The following is an 18,353-nucleotide window of genomic DNA, read 5'->3' as shown; positions in this document are numbered from 1 at the left end:
GAACCCGGCCGACATTGCCGATGCAGGTCGTGTGTTTTGCGCACGGCTGTGCACGGCAGGGGTGTCAGAAGTTCACAACAACCGGAGACAGGACATGAACCACATGCCCAGCGAATACGTGCTCGACGACGGCGACCTGCTCGTGCTCGTCGGCGACCAGGCCAGCAACATCGTCTATGCCAACCCGGCCTACTGCAAGGCCAGCGGCTACGAATTGGCCGAACTGAGGGGCACCAAGGCCGCCCGCATGATGCACAAGGACAACCCGGTGCAGATCATGAAGGACATGGGCGCGACGATGGCGCTCACGCGCCAGCCTTGGACGGGCATCATCAAGAACCGCCGCAAGAACGGCCAGCACTACTGGCTGCGCCTGAACCTCGCGCCCATCTTCCACGACGGCAAGTTCATGGGTAGCCTGATGGTGCACAGCAAGCCGGCGCCGGGCGAGGTGGCGGCCATCGAGCCGCTCTACCAGCGCATGCTCGATCGCGCCAACAAGGACCTGAACCTGCGCCACGGCCGCGTCTACCGCAGCAACGTCATCGGCAAGCTCGGCCTATGGGTGCGTGAGATGGGCCTCAAGTCGCGCTTGTGGGGCGCGCTTGCCGCGCTCGACCTGACCGTCGCGGGCGCGTTGTGGGCCGGTGGCGTGAGCCCGGCCTCGGCCGCGTTCTGGGTCAGCCTCGGTGCGACGGCGCTGGCCACGGGGGCGGCGGGCGCCTACCTGTTCCAGTCGATCGTGAAGCCGCTGCGCGAGACGGTGAGCCTGGCCAGCCGCATCGCGGCGGGCGACCTGAGCGCGCAGGTGTCGAGCCACCGTAGCGACGAGATCGGCGCGGTGCAGCGTGCCCTCACGCAGATGAACATCAACCTGCGTGCGACCGTGAGCGATGTGCGCGAAGGCATCAGCCTGATGACGCGGGCCACCGCCGAGATCGCCTCGGGCACGCAAGACCTCTCGGCCCGCACCGAGAGCCAGGCCAGCAACCTGCAGCAGACCGCCTCGTCGATGGAGGAGATGAACGCCACCGTGCGCACCAACTCCGAAGTCGCCCGCCAGGCGAGCGACGTGGCGGCCGGTGCGAGCCGCGCCGCCGAGACCGGCGGCTCCGCGGTGGGCGAGGTGGTGGCCACGATGGACGGCATCTCGCGTTCGAGCAAGCAGATCGCCGACATCATCGGCGTGATCGACAGCATCGCCTTCCAGACCAACATCCTCGCGCTCAACGCTGCGGTGGAGGCGGCGCGTGCCGGTGAGCAGGGGCGCGGCTTTGCCGTGGTGGCAAGCGAAGTGCGCAGCCTCGCGCAGCGCAGCGCGCAGTCGGCGAAGGAGATCCGCGCGCTGATTTCCGAGAGTGTCGACAAGATCGACAACGGCGCCCGCCTCGTCAACGCCGCCGGCAGCACCATCAACGACGTGGTGGCGCAGGTGCGGCGCGTCAACGAACTCGTCGACCAGATCGCCGGCGCCTCGCACGAGCAGTCGTCGGGCATCGGCCAGATCAACCAGGCGGTGACCACGCTCGACCACATGACGCAGCAAAACGCGGCGCTGGTGGAGGAGAGCACCGCCTCGGCCGAGCACCTGCGTGAGCAGGCGGCGCGCATGGCCGAGGCGATGAGCGTCTTCAAGCTCTCGGCGGCCGACGCGGCGAGCTTCAACAAGACGGCTGAAAAAGCGGTGATCTGAAGCGCCCCGAAACACCCTGCGGCCAGCGGGGTTGCGTGCGCTTCCTACGATGCGGCAAGCGGCACCCACGCCGCACCGAAAGGTCTGCCATGAAGACCCCACTTGCCGCCGCCAGCCTGCTGGCCCTCACGGCCTGCATCAGCTATGGCCCGCAATCGATGGCGCCCGGAACGCCGGTCGAGACGGTGCGGCAGTCGCTCGGCGTGCCCACCGGCGAATTCGCCCGCCCCGACGGTGGCCGCCGCCTCGAATACGCGCGCGGTCCGTTCGGCCGCCACACCTACATGGTCGACTTCGATGCCAGTGGCCGCCTGCTGCGCTGGGAGCAGGTGCTGACCGAAGAGAAGTTCAACACCATCGTCGCGGGGATGGACGGCCGAGAGGTGCAGGAACTCATCGGCCACTCGTTCGAGCAGCGCGTGGTCGGCATCGCCGAACGCCGGCAGACGGTCTGGGCCTACCGCTACGAGACGCCCTTCTGCCAGTGGTTCCAGGTGGGCATCGACAAGCAGGGCAAGGTGATGGACACCTCGTACGGGCCCGACCCGCTGTGCGACGTGCGCGACATCGACGACGCGCTATAAACGGCGCATGAACGCCATCACCCTCTACGGCATCCCCAACTGCGACACCGTCAAGAAGGCCCGCGCCTGGCTGGCCGAGCGCGATGCGACGGTGCACTTTCACGACTTCAAGAAACAAGGCGTGCCCGAAGCACGCCTTGCGAACTGGCTCCCGGCGGTGGGTTGGGAGAAGCTCCTCAACCGGCAGGGCACCACGTGGCGCAAGCTCGCGCCCGAGGCGCAGGCCGCGGTGAACGACGCGTCATCGGCGACCGCGTTGATGCTGCGCGAGCCCAGCATCATCAAGCGCCCGGTTGTCGAGTGGGGCGACGGCCGTGTGACGGTGGGCTTCTCCGAGGCGCTGTTCGCCGAGCGGCTGGGCTGAAATCAGAAGACCAGCCAGAGCAGCAGGATGACGGGAATGGGCACGCCCAGGGCCCAGAGCAGGATCGATTTCATGGCGTTCTCCTGTTTGCCGTTGATGGTGGATGAAGCTTAGGCACGTCGCCGTGCGCGGCCTACCGGACGGCGCCCCCAATGCGCACGGAACGCGCAGCGCCGCGCTGTCGGAGCGATCCGACGCCGGCTCAGCACGGCATCATCGGGTCAGGTGCGCAGCTCGAAGCCCGCTTCGGCCACCACCGCGCCATTGACCAGCACCTCGATGCGGTGCGTGCCCGGGTAGTAGACGCGGGTGGTGATGGGCTTGAGCGAATGCTGCTTGCGGAACTCGCGGGCCTCGCCTGCGGCCAGCTCGACCGTCCAGCCCTTGAATACCTTCGGCGAGGTGCCGCCGTTGGCCTTCACGTGGTGGACGGCGTAGTCGATCGCCAGGCGTTGCGCACGTTTCGCGGTCGACTGCAGCGTGAGCACGAGCGTGAGGCTCTCGCCCAGCTTCGCGCGCCGTGACGACAGGGCCAGTCCGGCCTCGCCCTTGAACTTGTCGCCCACGCCGAAGGCTTTCAGCACCCCGGCGTGGCCCTTCTTCACCAGCGTGCGGCTGGCGTGCTTGAGCAGGGCCAGGCGCTGCGGCGTGGCGCCGGGCAGGTGCTCCTGCAGCCAGGCTTCGACGAGGTAGGGGTGGTCCTTCGCGATGTCGTTGAGGTGGTTGGCGACGCTGCGGCGCACGTAGGGGCTGGCGTCGTCCATCAGCGTGCGCAAGAGGGGCAGGGTGGGCGAGGGGTCTTCCACCAGCGGCTTGAGCACCATGCCCCAGGGCAGGCGTGGGCGGCTGCCTTCGCTGACGAGGCGGCGCACGTGCGGGCTGGTGTCGGTGCTCCAGCGCTGCAGAGTGTCGAACGACAGCGCGGGCTCCGCCAGGATGAACGGGCGGATGGCCCATTCGGCGGTGAAGCGTTGCGTCATCGCGTGCAGGGCTTGTAGCGCACGCGGGGCGTGATCCCTACCGTGCCGTGCCACGTACTCGGTCAGCGGCCACACGGCCCAGCCGGCGAGGCCGTCGCCGCGCGCGCCGATGGGGCTGTCGAGCGTGGCGTCGTCGATCTCGTCCATCGACGCGAGCGCGCTTTCCATCACCGTGGCGGCGCTGTCGAAGTCGCTGGGGAGCGTCTTTTCCAGCGCGGTGCACAGGTGCTGCGCGCGGGCCTTCATCTCCAAGGCCTCCAGCCCGCTCAGGCCGAGCGAGCGGAAGCGTTTCGCGTTGAAGGCCACACCGGTTTCAGCGCCCGCACGTTGCAGGTGGCTCGCCATGCTGGCGACCACCTGCGGGCCGAGCAGGTTCTTGAACGGCTCAGTCATGGTGCCCCTCGCCCGATGAGTACATCGGTCGATCCCCCATGGGGATGCGGGCCGGCTTGGGAGCGGCCCGGCGCTCGGCCCATCAAGCCGCAGCGAGTAACTGTCGCAGCACGAACGGCAGGATGCCGCCGTGCTTGTAGTAGTCGACCTCGATCGGCGTGTCGATGCGCAGCGTGACCCGCACGTCGCGCTTGCTCCCGTCCTTGCTGCAGATCACGAGCGTGGCGTCCTGCTGCGGCTTGATCTCGGTGCCGAGCAGCACGTCGAAGGTCTCGTCGCCCTTGATGCCGAGCGTCTGCCAGGAGTCGTCGCCCTTGAACTGCAGTGGCAGAACGCCCATGCCCACGAGGTTGGCGCGGTGGATGCGCTCGTAGCTGCGGGCAACCACGGCCTTGATGCCCAGGAGCGCCGTGCCCTTGGCCGCCCAGTCGCGCGAGGAGCCGGTGCCGTATTCCTCGCCCGCGAAGACGATGGTGGGCACGCCGGCTTCCATGTACTTCATGGCGGCGTCGTAGATGAACTTCTTGCTGCCGTCCATGTAGATCGTGAGGCCGCCTTCCTCGCGGCTGCCATCGGGGCCCGGCGGGATCATCAGGTTCTTGATGCGCACGTTGGCGAAGGTGCCGCGCACCATCACGTCGTGGTTGCCGCGGCGCGAGCCGTAGGAGTTGAAGTCCGCCTTGGAGACGCCGTGGGCCTTGAGCCAGTGGCCGGCGGGAGACTGTTCCTTGATCGAGCCGGCCGGCGAGATGTGGTCGGTGGTGATCGAGTCGCCGAAGAGCGCCATCGCGCGTGCGCCCTTGATGCCGAGGTTGGCCATCCCCGGCTCCATGTGGAAGCCGTCGAAGAAGGGCGGCCGGGCGATGTAGGTGCTGCGCGGCCAGGTGTAGGTCTCGCCCTTGACGCCCTCGATGCGCTCCCACAGCTTGCCGGGGTTGCTCTTGACCTGCGCGTAGTTCTCGCGGAAGGCCTTGCCGTCCATCGCGAGGGTCATGAGGGCGCCGATCTCGTCACTCGTCGGCCAGATGTCGCCGAGATAGATGTCGCGGCCGTTGGTGCCTTTGCCCACCGGCTCGGTCATCAGGTCGCGCGTCACGTTGCCGGCGATCGCGTAGGCGACGACGAGCGGCGGCGAGGCCAGGAAGTTGGCCTTGAGGTTCGGGTGGATGCGCGCTTCGAAGTTGCGGTTGCCCGAGAGCACCGCGGCGCACACGAGGTCGTTCTTGGTGATGACCTCGTTGAGTTCGGCCGTCAGGTCGCCGGCATTGCCGATGCAGGTGGTGCAGCCGTAGCCGGCGAGCGTGAAGCCGAGCTTGTCGAGGTAGGGCGTGAGGCCCGCCTTGTCGAGGTAGGTCGTCACCACGCGCGAGCCGGGGGCGAGCGAGGTCTTCACGTGCGGCTTGACGGTGAGGCCCGCCTCCACCGCCTTCTTCGCCAGCAGGCCAGCGGCCAGCAGCACGGCCGGGTTCGAGGTGTTGGTGCAGGACGTGATGGCCGCGATCAGGACGTCGCCGTTCTTGATCGGGATGCCGCTCTTGGTGGTGTACACCTGCGGCAGCTTCTCGGGCGGCTGGTTGAAGCCGTTGGCCCCGATGGGCTTGGAGAAGAGTTCGGTGAACTCCTTCTTCAGGTTCCCGAGTTCGATGCGGTCTTGCGGGCGCTTCGGGCCGGCCAGCGAGGGAGCGACGGTGCGCAGGTCGAGCGACACCTCCTTCGAGTAGCGGATCTCGCCCCGCTTGGGGATGCCGAACATCTTCTGGGCCTTGAAGTAGGCCTCCAGCATCTCGAGTTCGTCTTTCGTGCGGCCGGTGCCGCGCATGTAGTCGATGGTGCGGCCGTCGACCGGGAAGAAGCCCATCGTCGCGCCGTACTCGGGCGCCATGTTGGCAATCGTGGCGCGGTCGGGCAGCGTCAGGCTCTCGGTGCCCTCGCCGTAGAACTCGACGAACTTGCCCACCACCTTCTCACGGCGAAGGATCTCGGTCACGGTGAGCACCAGGTCGGTGGCGGTCACGCCTTCGCGCAGGCGGCCGCTCAGCTCGAAGCCCACCACGTCGGGCGTGAGGAAGTAGACCGGCTGGTCGAGCATGGCGGCTTCGGCCTCGATGCCGCCCACGCCCCAGCCCACCACGCCGATGCCGTTGATCATGGTGGTGTGGCTGTCGGTGCCGACCAGCGAGTCCGGGTAGACCACGCCGCCCTTTTCATACACGCCGCGGGCCAGGTACTCGAGGTTCACCTGGTGCACGATGCCGAAGCCGGGGGGCACCACGCCGAAGGTCTCGAAGGCCTGCATGCCCCACTTCATGAACTCGTAGCGCTCCTTGTTGCGGTCGAACTCGAGCTTCATGTTGAGGTCGATCGCGTCCTTGGTGCCGTAGTGGTCGACCATCACCGAGTGGTCGACCACGAGATCGACCGGGCACAGCGGCTCGATGGTGCGGGGGTTCTTGCCTTTCTCGACGGCCACGTTGCGCATCGCGGCCAGGTCGGCCAGGAGCGGCACGCCGGTGAAGTCTTGCAAGACCACGCGCGCCACGACGAAGGGGATCTCGTTGACCCGGTCCGCGTTGGGCGCCCAGTTCGCCACCTGCGCCACATGGTCGGCGGTGACCTTCTTGCCATCGCAGTTGCGCAGCACCGACTCGAGCACGATGCGCATCGAGACGGGCAGCCTGGCGACGTTGGGGTAGGTCTTGGCCAGCTCCGGCAGCGAGAAGTAGCTCGCGCTGCGTCCGGAGGCGGTCTTCACGGTCTTGAGCGTGTGGGCGAAGGCGTGATCTGCTGGCTTCTTGGCGGTGGCCATGGCGATGCTCCTGGGTGTGAGGGATGGGGTGAGCGACTGATTGTGCCGCTGCTGGTTGACCTCGGGGTGTCAGGGCTACTGAAGGAGTGATTCTCGGATATGTATCTCATTCTGGACATAATTCGTCATGATGATTAAAATGAGAAACACTATGCCGGCTCGTGCACCCATTCCTGACCTCGCCGCCGTGGCCCGCCTGGGCACGCTCGGCCTCGACATCCGTGCCCGGCGCAAGGCGCTCGGGGTGAGCGCCCAGGCGGCCGCGGCCGCGGCAGGCATGTCGCGCGTCACCTGGCACCGCATCGAAGGCGGCGAGCCGTCGGTGACGATGGGGGCTTATCTGAACGCCCTGGGCGCACTCGGGCTGGAGATCCAGGTCGGTGATGTGGCGGCAGCACCCGCCGGGGTGGAGGCGCCGCCAGTGCCGCAGCGCATCCGTCTGGCCGACTACCCGCAGCTCAAGCGCCTGGCCTGGCATGCGCCGGGCCTCACCGAGCTGACACCAGCGGAGGCGTTGGGCCTGTACGAGCGGAATTGGCGTCACCTCGACCGCGAAGCGCTCGATCCAAAGGAGCGTGCGTTGCTGGATGCCTTGACTCAGCAAGAGGCCGGAGGGCGTTTGCTTGTTTGAGCGCGCCCACCACCGCCGCATCGCGACCGTGCTGGAGTCGCTCGACGCACCTTTGCTCCTGGCGCATCGCTGCCTCTTCGGCGGTGGCACCGCGGTGGCCTTGCGCTATGGCGAGTACCGCGAATCGGTGGACATCGACTTTCTCGTGTCCGACGTGGCCGGCTACCGTGAGCTGCGCCAGCGTCTCACCGGACCGCAGGGCTTGCAGGCCGTGCTCCGCGATGGCGCCACGCTGGAGGCCGTGCGCGAGCTTCGTGCCGATCAATACGGCTTGCGCACGCTGCTGCGGGTGGACGGTGCGGAGATCAAGTTCGAGATCGTGCTCGAAGCCCGCATCGGCTCGACCCCCCCGGGCCGGACGATCTGGTGAGTGGCGTGGCAGCGTTGACCCGTGTCGACATGGCCACGACCAAGCTGCTCGCCAACTCCGACCGCTGGGCGGACGACAGCGTGTTCAGCCGCGACCTGATCGACCTCGCGATGATGCAACCCAAGGGCAAGCTGCTGAAGCAGGCGATCGCCAAGGCGCAAGGAGCCTATGGCGACAGCGTGGAGCGTGACCTCGCCAAGGCCGTCGACCACCTGCTCGGCCGCGAGGGCCGGCTGGAGCGCTGCATGACGGTGATGCAGGTGAACGTGCCACGCGCGCTGCTGTGGCAGCGCATCAAGGCCTTGCGGCCTGCGCGCCGCGACGGCGCTTGAACCACCCGATCACGAAGGGCGCGCACAGCGCCAGCACCACCACCACCAGCAACCCGGCCGACATCGGCCGTTCGATGAACACCGTCCAGCGCCCCTCGCCGATGGACAGCGCATTGCGCATCTGCGCCTCGGCCAACGGCCCGAGGATCATGCCGACGATCACCGGCGCGGTGGGGAAGTCGAAGCGCCGCATCAGCACGCCGGCCAGGCCCACGCCCCACATCAGCACCAGGTCGAACGCGCTCTGGCGCATGCCATACACGCCGACGGTGGCGAAGATGAGGATGCCGGCATACAGCTGCGGGCGCGGGATCTTGAGCAGCTTCACCCACATCGCCACCAGCGGCAGGTTGAGCACCAGCAGCATCACGTTGCCGATGTAGAGCGAGGCGATCAGCGCCCACACCAGGGCCGACGAGGTCTGGAAAAGCTGCGGCCCGGCCTGGATGCCGTAGTTCTGCAGGGCGCTCAGCAGGATGGCGGCCGTCACCGAGGTCGGGATGCCGAGCGTGAGCAGCGGCACGAGCGTGGCCGTGACCGAGGCGTTGTTGGCCGCTTCGGGGCCTGCCACGCCTTCGATCGCGCCGGTGGTGCCGAACTCCTCGGGGTGCTTGGACAGCTTGCGCTCGGTGGCGTAGCTGAGGAAGGTGGGGATCTCGGAGCCCCCGGCCGGCACCGCGCCGAACGGGAAGCCGATCGCCGTGCCGCGCAGCCACGCGGGCCAGGAGCGCTTCCACTCGGCCCGGGTCATGTGGACCTTGCCCATGCGGTTGAGCGAGGCTGCGCTGCGGCCTTCGTAGAGCGCGTTGTAGAGCGTCTCGCCCACCGCGAAGAGGCCCACCGCCACCAGCACCACCTCGATGCCGTCCAGGAACTCGGGGATGCCGCCGGTGTAGCGCACCTGCCCGGTGATCTGGTCGAGGCCGATGAGGCCGAGCGCCAGGCCGATGAAGAGCGAGGTGATGCCGCGCAGCCGGCTCTTGCCCAGCACTGCACTCACCGTCGTGAACGCGAGCAGCATCAGGCAGAAGTACTCCGGCGGCCCGAGCTTCACCGCGAACTCGGCCACCGGCGGCGCGAAGAGCGTCACCAGCACGGTGGCCAACGTCCCGGCCACAAACGAGCCGATCGCCGCCGTGGCCAGCGCCGCGCCGGCCCGGCCGCTCTTGGCCATCTTGAAGCCTTCGAGCGCGGTGACCATCGTGGCCGTTTCGCCGGGGGTGTTGAGCAGGATGGAGGTGGTCGAGCCGCCGTACATCGCGCCGTAGTAGATGCCGGCGAAGAAGATCATCGAGGCGGCGGGCTCCACCTGCGCCGTGATGGGCAGCAGCATCGCGATCGTCACCGCCGGCCCGAGGCCCGGCAGCACGCCGATGGCGGTGCCGAGCGCGCAGCCGAGGAACGACCACATCAGGTTGATCGGCGTGGCGGCCGCCGCGAAGCCGGCGAGGAGCTGGTCCCAGGTACCCATGACTACCCCTCGTCCGATGAGTACATCGGCCGATCCCCCGAGGGGATGCGGGCCGGCTTGGGAGCGGCCCGGCGCTCGGCCCGCTTCGCAGATGTCAAAGGGTGACTCATCTCAAATCCAACCGCTGGCGCTGAGGCCGGGCAGCGTGAGGCCGAGCAGCTTGCGGAAGAGCCAGAACACCGGCGCCGCGATCGCCAGGCCCACCAGCGCATCGATCAGCGTCTGCTTCGCGTCGCCGGCCGGCTTGCCTTCCGAGCCGCGCAGCCCGCGCACCGCCAGCATGAAGCCGATGGCGCAGCTCAGCACGAAGCCGATCGTGGTGATGAGCGCCGCGATCTCCAGCACACCGGCCGAGACCCAGGCGAGTGCCTTCCAGTCGCCGCGCTCGGCGCCCGACGGCGTCTCCACATCGCGATACCCGCCACGAGTGGCCTGCCAGCAGAGCAGGGCGCCACACAGCGCGAGCACCACGCTCACCACCCAGGGCAGGAAGTTGGGTCCGACACCCTGGTAGCCCGCCGTCGATGGGATGAACCACGCGCCCACCGCCATCACGGCGGCGACGCCCAGCGTGCCCAGCCCGACCAGCAGCTGCCGGCGGTGGGTCGACGAGGCCACCGCGCTCACGACACCATGCCGGCTTTGGTCATGGTGTCGCGCAGGCTCGCAAACTCCTTCTTCACGAACGCCTCGAACTCGGCGCCGCTCAGCACCGCGGGCGTCCACTGGTTCTTCTCAAGCGCCTCGGCCCAGGCCTTCGATTGCAGCGCCTTCAGCACCATGTCGGTGAGGGCCTTGCGCTGCTCGGCGCTGAGACCGGGGCCCGCGTACACGCCGCGCCAGTTGCCGATGTCCACATTGAGGCCCTGTTCCTTCAGCGTAGGGATGTCGATGCCCTTGACCCGGCTCGGTGCGGTGATGGCCAGGGGCGTCATCTTCTTCGCGTCGATGTACTGCTGGAACTCGCTGAAGCCGCTGCCGCCCACGGTGACGTTGCCGCCCAGGATGGCCGCCACCGCCTCGCCGCCGCCGCGGAAGGCGACGTAGTTGATCTTGGCCGGGTCGACGCCCGCCTCACGGGCGATCATGGCCGCGGCGATGTGCTCGGTGGAGCCGCGCGAGCCGCCGCCCCACTTCACGCTGCCCGGGTCTTTCTTGAGCTGGGCCACCAAGTCGGCCATGGTCTTGAGCGGCGAATTGGTCGGCAGCACGAACACGCCGTATTCGGTGGTGAGGCGTGCGATGGGCGTCATCGTCTCCAGCGTGACCGGCGGCTTGGTGGCGATGATGCCGCCGAGCATCACCGCGCCCATCACCATCAGCGCGTTCGGGTCACCCTTGGCCGAGTTGGCGAATTGCGCCAGGCCCAGCGCACCGGCGGCGCCGCCCTTGTTCTCGAAGCTCACGCTGGCGGCCACGCCGGCATCCTGCAGTGCCTTGCCGAGCGCGCGGCCGGTGAGGTCCCACCCGCCGCCGGGGTTGGCGGGGATCATCATCTTGAGGTTGGGCGCGGCATGGGCGGCCGTGGGCAGCACGCCGGTGGCGGCCAGTGCGGCCAGGGATTGCAGGAAGGTGTCGCGGCGCATGTCGTCTCCTTCGTCTGGGGCTCGGCGTGCAGGCGCACGCCAGCTCGTTGGTGTGAGACCGAGCTTACCCGCGCGAAGGCGCTTGCGCGAGAGGCCGTCAGGCGGCGAGGGCCACCTGCGCCGGGCCGAGCGCGTCGGCCAGACGCTGTGCGTCGAGCAGTTGCACCAGCACCTTCTCGCTGCTGTCGCCGTTGGAGGCGAGGCAGTCGATCAGGCCCTTGAGGCTGGCCGCAAACCCGCCCGTACCGGCCGGCACCGGGTGCAGGTCGCGCTCGGGCACTTCGATCACGCTCAGCACGTCATCGACGCGCAGGCCGAATACCGTCGCCACCCCCGCGTGGCTGCGCCGCAGCAAGAGCACCACCCCGTCGGTGGCGCGGGCGGGCAGGGTGAGACCCGTGAGGCGGCGGGCGCAGATCACAGGCACCGCACGGCCGTCGCCGGCCGGGCCGCCAGCGAGCGGCAGCATGCCGACCACCAGCGAGGCCGCGCCTGGCGAGCGCACCACATGCTGCGTCGACACCACTTCGAGCACGTCTGCGCTGTCGAGCGCGTAGCGCGCGCTGCCCACCTGGAAGACCGCCATTTCGCGCTTCATCCCGCGCGGCTGGTGGTGGGGGCTGCTCAGCTCGTGGTCGCTGAGGCGCATGCCGCGGCGCTCGGTGGTGCCGATCTGCAGACCCACGATGGCTCGCACCTGGTTGTCGTAGCCGTCGCTCTTCTTGAACTCGCGGTAGCCGCTGGCGGGCGTGCTGGCGCAGGCCCACATCGTGCCGTCGACATCGATCAGTTCGCCACCGTCGCTGCCGGCGCCAATGCCCTGCGGGCGCACCTTGGCGGCCAGCTCAGGGTGGGTGGCGGCGAGCACGCGGCCGTGTGCGTCGACGAACGCGGCATGGCCGGCGCGCGTGCCGAGGATGTCGGTGAGCATCGCCGAGAGTTCCTTCGCGGCGTTGAAGACGATGGCCACGCCGCCTGCGAACACGCGCTCGTCATGCTCGGCGCGCACGGCGGCGAGGTAGACGTAGGTGTCGCCGTTGTCGTGCAGCGAGGTGGGGCCGAAATCGCTCACCGCATAGTGCTGCGAGCCCTGCAGGCTGCGCACCCGCTGCAGCCAGGCCTCGGGCACGCTGCTGCCCGGCAGCTCGGGGTGGCCGTCGGTGCGCGAGGCCCCGCGGATCACGCCCTGCGTGTCGAACGCGACGAGCCGGCTGTACACGGTGTACAGGCCGTTGATGGTGTCGAGCACGCCGTTCACCGCGCTGCGGCTCTCGGCGCTGTCGGGCGCGGCCAGCTCGCGGCGCAGCACCGGCGAGAGCGCCCACCAGCGGCAGTCGTTGGCACGCTCGTAGAGGTTGCGGTCCATGATGTCGGCGGCCAGGCGCGCCAGCTGCTGGGCCTGGCGGCAGGTGCGGCCGAACGAGGTGGCCGAGAGGTCGACGATCGCGTGTTCGAGGCGCCGGCGCGTGCGCACGCCGGCCAGGCTCACCTGGCGCAGCACGGCCTTGAGGCGGGCGCGGCCGTCGTCGCTCTGGCCGGTCATGAGGCGGCCGTTCCAGATCACGCGGCGCAGCTCGCGGTTGATCGCGTCGGCATCGCGCTCCACCGCCGAGAGCTCGCCGGTGGCGAGCTGGGTGCCTGTCATCGAGCTGGTGGCGTCGCCCGAGGTGTTGAAGGCGGTGAGCAGCGACACCATCGCCATCGCCCGCCAGCGCGGCCCGGGGTAGCCCTGGTAGCCCTGGCTGGCGCAGCACATCGCGAGGTACTCGCGGCCGGCAAAGGTGGTGAGCGCCACGCTTCCGAGCGGCAGCGTTGCAAAGCGCGCGCCGAGCGGCACATGCGCCTCGTCGTTGGTCACGATCACGCGGTTGGCCTCGTCGAGCAGCACGATGGCGATCTGGCCGTGCGCGTCGCTCACGTCGGCAAAGATGCGTTCCATCTCGTCGGCGAAGCGGAAACGCAGCACCAGCACGCCGACCGCCTGGCCGCGAGCGTTGACGATGCGATGGGCATAACGCAGGCAGGGCACGGCGGGGTCGCGGCCGAGGTCGCTGGCACCGAATGCTTCGACATAGGTGCCGGAGGCGAGCGCCTGCGCGGCCACGGGATCGTGGCTGCGCTCGAGCGGGCGGGCGTCGTCGAGCCGCAGCAGCACCTCGCCGTCGGGTGCGAGCAGCGCGATGTCTTCGTAGACGGTGTACTTGGCCTGGTACTCGCGCAGGCGCGCACGCAGGTTCTCGCGCTGGGAGGCGCGGGTGTCGGCATTGGCGGCACAGGCCTCGCAAAACTCGACCACCGGGCCGTCTGTTGCGAGAAAGCCAACGTCGGCGGTGCGCTCGTAGAGGTTGCGCACCAGGATGTCGATCGCGCATTGCGCACGAGCGCCGAGGTCGTCGCCGAGCGCGGCCCGGTTTTCCTCGACCATGCGCTCGACCAGCCGGGTGCGCATGGCGTCGAAACGCTCGCGCGTGTCCACGAGCGTGGGCATCAGCGACGACACCTCTTCGGGGCAGCTGATGGCGGCGCTCGTCTCGATCATCTGCCACAGCACGCTCAGGTCGCACAGGTCGCGCTCGGCCACCAGGACACGGCGCATGTGGGGAAGCAGTTGATCGAGGTGGACCACGGTGTGTTCCGGGTGTTGTTGTGTCGAGCGTCGAGTCTAGGGAGCGAGTGCCGGGCGTTGGTGGAAATTTGGCACGTGTTCCCGGTCTATTCGCGGCGATCGGCATGGGAGGGCGCTGTCCAAAATGGGGCGAGTCCCTTCATCACCTTCCACTCAGCCCTGCCCGATGAAAAAGTCGACCGCGAAGCCCCCGACGACGGCGGCGACCCAGCCCGTGGCCGTGCCCTCCGAGCACGAGCGCCTGCTGGCGCAGGCACGCGCCGGGAGCATGGGCCTGCCCGACCTGATGAACCACGCACAGCTGCTCGCGCAGGCCGGCCAGGCTGTCGCCGCCGCCGAGCTGTACGAAGCGTGGATCGCCCACACCGTCTCGCCGCTGCTGCATTTCGCCTGCTTCAACTGGGGCACGCTTCTTGGCGGCCTGAACCGCCATGCTGAAGCCGAAAAGGCCTACCAGCGTGCGCTCGCCCTGAGCCCCACCTTCCACCAGGCACGCCTGAACCTCGGCCACCAGCTCGAACGCCTGGGCCGCGCCGACGAGGCGGTGGCGCAGTGGCAGCAGGTCATCGACCAGCCCGGCATCGAGCAGGAACTGCTGCTGCACGCCCTGAACAACATGGCGCGCCTGCTCGAGACGCAGCGTCGCTACGACGAATCGGAAGCCTGCATGGTCAAGAGCCTGCAGCACAAGGCGGCGCAGAGCGACGTGATCCAGCACTACGTGCATCTGCGCCAGAAGAAATGCGCCTGGCCGGTCTACCAGCCGGTGGGCGAGGTGACGGCCAACCAACTGCTGATGGGCACCTCGGTGCTGGCCATGCTCGGCCAGAGCGACGACCCGGCGCTGCAGCTGCTCGTGGCGCAGCGCTTCGTGCACGACCGCACGCCCAAGCCGCCGGCCGAGCCCTTCCACAAGAGCGGCCCCAAGCGCGAGGGCAAGATCCGCATCGGTTACCTCTCGGGCGACCTGCACATGCATGCGGTCGGCCTGCTGTCGGTGGAGCTGCTGGAGCTGCACGACCGCGAGCGTTTCGAGGTCTACGCCTTCTCGTGGAGCCGCGATGACGGCACCCCGCTGCGCGCGCGCATCCGCGCGGCAATCGACCACTACGTGCCCATCGGCGGGCTCGACGACACCACCGCCGCCCGCGTGATCGCCCAGCACGGCATCGACATCCTCGTCGACCTGCAGGGCCTCACGAGCGGCGCCCGCCCGGCCATCGTGGGCATGCGCCCGGCGCCGGTGCAGGTGAGCTACCTCGGCCTGCCCGGCACCTGCGCGCTGCCGGGCGTCGACTGGATCCTCGCCGACCGTTTCGTGATGCCGCCCGAGCTGCAGCCCTACATGACCGAAAAGCCGGTCTACGTGCCGAGCTGCTACCAGGTGAGCGACCGCCAGCGTGTGGTGGGCCCCACGCCGAAGCGCGCCGACTACGGCCTGCCGGAAGACGCGTTCGTCTTCTGCTCGTTCAACAACACCTTCAAGTTCACCGACGAGGTGTTCCGCACCTGGCTGCGCATCCTGCAGCAGGTGCCGAACTCGGTGCTGTGGCTGCTCGCCGACAACGACTGGGCGCTCGCCAACCTGCGGCGCGAAGCCGACGCGCACGGCATCGATCCGTCCCGCATGATCCTCGCGCCGCGCGTGGCGCCACCCGAGTACCTGGCCCGCTTCCAGCTGGCCGACCTGATGCTCGACACCTTCCCCTACAACGCCGGCACCACCGCCAGCGATGCCTTGTGGATGGGCCTGCCCATCGTCACGTACTCCGGCCGCAGCTACATCTCGCGCATGGCCGGCAGCCTGCTGACCGCGGTGGGCCTGCCCGACCTCGTGACCTTCTCGCTCGCCGACTACGAGAAGCTCGCGGTGCAACTGGGCCGCAACCCGCGGCGCGTGGCCTCGTACAAGCGCTACCTGGCCGAAGAGGGACGCAGCTCGAAGCTCTTCGACGTGCCCCAGCTCGTTCGTGACATCGAGCACGAATTCGAGCGCCTGGCGCTCGAGCACCGGACGCGCTGACGAGGGCTGTGGCCGCCTCCGGCGCGTCGGGCCGGGAAGCGCGGAATAGTGCAGGAATCGCCTCTCTATTGAAGGCACTGCGCAGAGGGCAGCCGCTCACAATGAACTGGAGTCACTCTGCCGTCATCGCCTGCGCGCCTTGCGCCGGCACCCCTTCATGAGCGCACGCCAGGAACCTTTCATCGCACCGCCCGCAGGCTCGTTGCATGCCGACGATGCGCTGGCGCAGGCGATCGTCTGGCTGTGCAAGCACCATGGGCGCGAGCGCTCGGCCGAGTCGCTCCTGGCCAACACGCCGGTGGAGGGCACGCTCGGCCCCGACCAGGCGGTGCGCATCATGCGCGACGCCGGCTTCAACGCCGGGCTGATCCAGAAGCGCATCTCGGACATCCACGCGCTGCTGCTGCCGGCGGTGCTGCTGCTGAAGAACGGCGACTGCGCCATCCTCGTCGCCCGCCATCCGGCCGACAAGGGTGCCGACAGCTACGACGTCATCATGCCCGGCCCCGAGAGCCACACCTGCAAGGCGACCGAGGCCGAACTGGTGGGCGAATACACCGGCTTCGCCTTCGTGGCCTCGCCCAAGCCGCAGGCGCCCGTCAACCTCGGCGACGAGAACCTGCTCGACCCCGACGCCCACTGGCTGTGGGGCACGCTGCGCCGCTTCGTGCCCTACTACCGCTCGGCGCTGCTCGCCGCGGCGCTTAGCAACATCCTCATGCTGGCCAGCGGCCTGGTCACCTCGGTCGTGTTCGACAAGGTGATCCCGCACCAGGCCTTCGTCACGCTGTGGGCGCTGGCCACCGGCGGCTTCATCGCACTCGGCTTCGACCTCATCGCGCGCCAACTGCGCAGCCACCTGATCGACCGCGCCGGCAAGAAGGCCGACCTCATCATCGGCTCGCTGCTGTTCCGCCAGACGCTCGGCGTGCGCATGGAGCACCGCCCCGAATCGGCCGGCTCGTACGCCCACCACCTGGCGCAGATCGAGACCGTGCGCGACTTCTTCGCCGGCGCCACGCTGTCGGCGCTGAGCGACCTGCCGTTCATCGTGATCTTCGTGGCGATGACCTTCATCATCGGCGGCCCGCTCGGCTGGGTGCTGGTGATCGCGATCCCGCTGATCCTCTGCATGTCGTGGGTGATCCAGGCCTCGCTGCGCCGCTCGATGAGCGCCAACATGGCCCACCAGGCCGACCTGCAGGGCCTGCTCGTCGAAGCGGTGGAAGGGCTGGAAGACGTGAAGGCCGTCGGCGCGCAGGGCCGTTTCCTGCGCCGCTACGAAGAGGCCACCGCCGCCGCGGCCGACACCGGCCTGCGCGCCCGCGCCCTCGGCGGCCTGACCAACAACATCTCGGCGATGTCGCAGCAGCTCATCACGCTCGTGATGCTGATCGTGGGCGTGTACCTCATCCACGACGGCAGCATCACCGGCGGCGCGCTGATCGCGGCCATCATGTTCTCCGGCCGTGCCGTCGCGCCGCTCAGCAGCGTGGTCGGCCTGGCCACGCGCTACCAGGGTGCACGTGCCGCGATGGTCGCGCTCGACAAGATGATGAGCCTGCCGCTGGAGCGCACGCCCGGCGCCAGCTACGTCGCCAACCACGAGATCAAGGGCCGCATCGCCCTGCGCGACCTGAGCTTCTCCTACCCCCCCACCACCGAGGGCGCCCCGGCGCCCAAGGTGCTCAAGGGCGTGAGCCTGAAGTTCGAGCCGGGCGAGCGGGTGGCCATCCTCGGGCGCATCGGCAGCGGCAAGTCGACCGTGCTGCGCCTGCTGGCCGGCCTCTACCAGCCGACCGAAGGCCTGGTGGAAGTCGACGGCATCGACCTGCGGCAGATCGACCCGGCCGACTTCCGCGCCAAGGTGGGTTTCGTCTCGCAGGAGCCGCGTCTCTTCAAAGGCACGCTGCGGGAAAACGTGTTGATGGGGCGGGCGTCGGTCGACGCCGCGCGCCTGACCGAAGTGGCCCGCGTGACGGGCCTCGACCGTCTGATCGCCTCGCACCCGCAGGGCTGGGAGCTGTCGGTCGGTGAGATGGGCAGCCTGCTCTCGGGGGGCCAGCGCCAGCTGGTGGCGCTCGCGCGTTGCCTCGTCACGCAGCCGCAGATCCTGCTGATGGACGAACCCACCAGCTCGATGGACGCACAAAGCGAAACCCTCTTCCTGCGCCAGCTCAACGAAGCGCTGGGCACCCGCACCGTCGTCATGGTCACGCACCGCCCGGCGGTGCTGGAGCTGGCGCATCGGGTGGTCGTGGTCGACGGCGGCAAGGTCGTGCTCGACGGGCCCAAGGCCCAGGTACTGGCAGCGTTGTCGGGTGCCAAGCCCGCGGCCACCGCCACCCCCGAGACCACCACCTCGCCCAACGTGCACCTGCACCCGTCGACCCAGCCGGTGCAGCGCCAGGCGTCTGTCTAGACATGAAGCCCCCACGCTCACTTCGTTCTCTGCCCCCCGAGGGGGCGCAGGCCTTCCTTGGGGCGGCCCGGC

Annotated in this window: 14 protein-coding genes; 8 read left to right on the top strand and 6 right to left on the bottom strand. The window is 68.9% G+C overall.

Translation table 11 applies throughout. From position 1 onward, the window contains the following. The first annotated feature begins 94 nt into the window (after positions 1-94). From LRS03_RS26535 to LRS03_RS09375, 3 genes are all read left to right on the top strand, one after another. Positions 95-1,693, top strand: coding sequence for a methyl-accepting chemotaxis protein (locus LRS03_RS26535; protein WP_308296409.1), 1,599 nt, complete (start codon positions 95-97; stop codon positions 1,691-1,693). Positions 1,694-1,782: 89 nt separating this feature from the next. Next, a complete protein-coding gene (locus LRS03_RS09380; protein WP_257825180.1) occupies positions 1,783-2,277 on the top strand; it encodes a hypothetical protein in 495 nt (164 codons plus the stop codon). Between the two features lie 7 nt (positions 2,278-2,284). Then, positions 2,285-2,641, top strand: coding sequence for an ArsC family reductase (locus LRS03_RS09375; RefSeq protein ID WP_257825179.1), 357 nt, complete (start codon positions 2,285-2,287; stop codon positions 2,639-2,641). A 221-nt stretch (positions 2,642-2,862) separates the two neighbouring features. Here LRS03_RS09375 and LRS03_RS09370 read toward each other — a convergent pair whose 3' ends face one another. After that, positions 2,863-4,014 carry a DNA alkylation repair protein gene (locus tag LRS03_RS09370; protein WP_257825178.1) on the bottom strand — a complete coding sequence of 384 codons (1,152 nt, stop codon included), beginning with the start codon at positions 4,012-4,014 and terminating at the stop codon, positions 2,863-2,865. Between the two features lie 82 nt (positions 4,015-4,096). After that, the gene (acnA, locus tag LRS03_RS09365; RefSeq protein ID WP_257825177.1) at positions 4,097-6,820 is read right to left on the bottom strand and encodes an aconitate hydratase AcnA; all 2,724 of its coding nucleotides are present in this window, start codon (positions 6,818-6,820) and stop codon (positions 4,097-4,099) included. Positions 6,821-6,971: 151 nt separating this feature from the next. On the opposite strand from acnA, the gene LRS03_RS09360 reads away from it, so the two are divergent. From LRS03_RS09360 to LRS03_RS09350, 3 genes are read left to right on the top strand one after another with little or no spacing between them, the layout of a single operon-like run. Then, positions 6,972-7,451, top strand: a complete 480-nt coding sequence (locus tag LRS03_RS09360) for a helix-turn-helix domain-containing protein (protein WP_257825176.1) — start codon at positions 6,972-6,974, stop codon at positions 7,449-7,451. Beyond that, complete coding sequence (locus LRS03_RS09355) at positions 7,444-7,821, top strand: nucleotidyl transferase AbiEii/AbiGii toxin family protein (protein ID WP_257825175.1); 378 nt, start codon at positions 7,444-7,446, stop codon at positions 7,819-7,821. Before LRS03_RS09360 ends, LRS03_RS09355 begins: the two co-directional genes overlap by 8 nt. 5 nt (positions 7,822-7,826) lie before the next feature. Continuing rightward, complete coding sequence (locus LRS03_RS09350; protein WP_257825174.1) at positions 7,827-8,153, top strand: hypothetical protein; 327 nt, start codon at positions 7,827-7,829, stop codon at positions 8,151-8,153. Here the strand turns inward: LRS03_RS09350 and LRS03_RS09345 are convergent. The 4 genes from LRS03_RS09345 to LRS03_RS09330 form a co-directional block, all read right to left on the bottom strand. Continuing rightward, complete coding sequence (locus LRS03_RS09345) at positions 8,116-9,624, bottom strand: tripartite tricarboxylate transporter permease (protein WP_257825173.1); 1,509 nt, start codon at positions 9,622-9,624, stop codon at positions 8,116-8,118. The two genes, LRS03_RS09350 and LRS03_RS09345, sit on opposite strands and share 38 nt — an antisense overlap. A 111-nt stretch (positions 9,625-9,735) precedes the next feature. After that, positions 9,736-10,251 carry a tripartite tricarboxylate transporter TctB family protein gene (locus tag LRS03_RS09340; protein WP_257825172.1) on the bottom strand — a complete coding sequence of 172 codons (516 nt, stop codon included), beginning with the start codon at positions 10,249-10,251 and terminating at the stop codon, positions 9,736-9,738. Further along, on the bottom strand, positions 10,248-11,210 hold the full coding sequence (locus LRS03_RS09335) for a Bug family tripartite tricarboxylate transporter substrate binding protein (protein ID WP_257825171.1): 963 nt from the start codon (positions 11,208-11,210) through the stop codon (positions 10,248-10,250). Before LRS03_RS09335 ends, LRS03_RS09340 begins: the two co-directional genes overlap by 4 nt. 97 nt (positions 11,211-11,307) lie before the next feature. Beyond that, positions 11,308-13,836 carry a chemotaxis protein CheW gene (locus LRS03_RS09330; RefSeq protein WP_257825170.1) on the bottom strand — a complete coding sequence of 843 codons (2,529 nt, stop codon included), beginning with the start codon at positions 13,834-13,836 and terminating at the stop codon, positions 11,308-11,310. 166 nt (positions 13,837-14,002) lie between these two features. Here LRS03_RS09330 and LRS03_RS09325 point away from each other — a divergent pair, with 166 nt between their 5' ends. Continuing rightward, positions 14,003-15,859: an O-linked N-acetylglucosamine transferase, SPINDLY family protein gene (locus tag LRS03_RS09325; RefSeq protein WP_257825169.1), complete on the top strand. Its 1,857-nt coding sequence runs from the start codon at positions 14,003-14,005 to the stop codon at positions 15,857-15,859. Between the two features lie 157 nt (positions 15,860-16,016). After that, positions 16,017-18,281 (top strand): type I secretion system permease/ATPase, encoded by a 2,265-nt coding sequence (locus LRS03_RS09320; protein WP_257825168.1) that lies wholly within the window; start codon positions 16,017-16,019, stop codon positions 18,279-18,281. Positions 18,282-18,353 lie beyond the last annotated feature (72 nt).

The sequence above is a fragment of the Rhizobacter sp. J219 genome (assembly GCF_024700055.1).
Lineage (GTDB): Bacteria > Pseudomonadota > Gammaproteobacteria > Burkholderiales > Burkholderiaceae_C > Rhizobacter.
The sequence above is the reverse complement of the archived record's forward strand: the minus strand, read 5'-3'. Positions and strand labels throughout refer to the sequence as shown.

Excerpts from the sequence above, each read along its gene's own strand:
- LRS03_RS09370 (WP_257825178.1), bottom strand. The coding sequence starts at position 4,014 with ATGACTGAGCCGTTCAAGAACCTGCTCGGCCCGCAGGTGGTCGCCAGC.
- LRS03_RS09380 (WP_257825180.1), top strand. The coding sequence starts at position 1,783 with ATGAAGACCCCACTTGCCGCCGCCAGCCTGCTGGCCCTCACGGCCTGC.
- LRS03_RS09345 (WP_257825173.1), bottom strand. The coding sequence starts at position 9,624 with ATGGGTACCTGGGACCAGCTCCTCGCCGGCTTCGCGGCGGCCGCCACG.
- LRS03_RS09335 (WP_257825171.1), bottom strand. The coding sequence starts at position 11,210 with ATGCGCCGCGACACCTTCCTGCAATCCCTGGCCGCACTGGCCGCCACC.
- LRS03_RS09375 (WP_257825179.1), top strand. The coding sequence starts at position 2,285 with ATGAACGCCATCACCCTCTACGGCATCCCCAACTGCGACACCGTCAAG.
- LRS03_RS09325 (WP_257825169.1), top strand. The coding sequence starts at position 14,003 with ATGAAAAAGTCGACCGCGAAGCCCCCGACGACGGCGGCGACCCAGCCC.
- LRS03_RS09320 (WP_257825168.1), top strand. The coding sequence starts at position 16,017 with ATGAGCGCACGCCAGGAACCTTTCATCGCACCGCCCGCAGGCTCGTTG.
- LRS03_RS26535 (WP_308296409.1), top strand. The coding sequence starts at position 95 with ATGAACCACATGCCCAGCGAATACGTGCTCGACGACGGCGACCTGCTC.
- acnA (WP_257825177.1), bottom strand. The coding sequence starts at position 6,820 with ATGGCCACCGCCAAGAAGCCAGCAGATCACGCCTTCGCCCACACGCTC.
- LRS03_RS09360 (WP_257825176.1), top strand. The coding sequence starts at position 6,972 with ATGCCGGCTCGTGCACCCATTCCTGACCTCGCCGCCGTGGCCCGCCTG.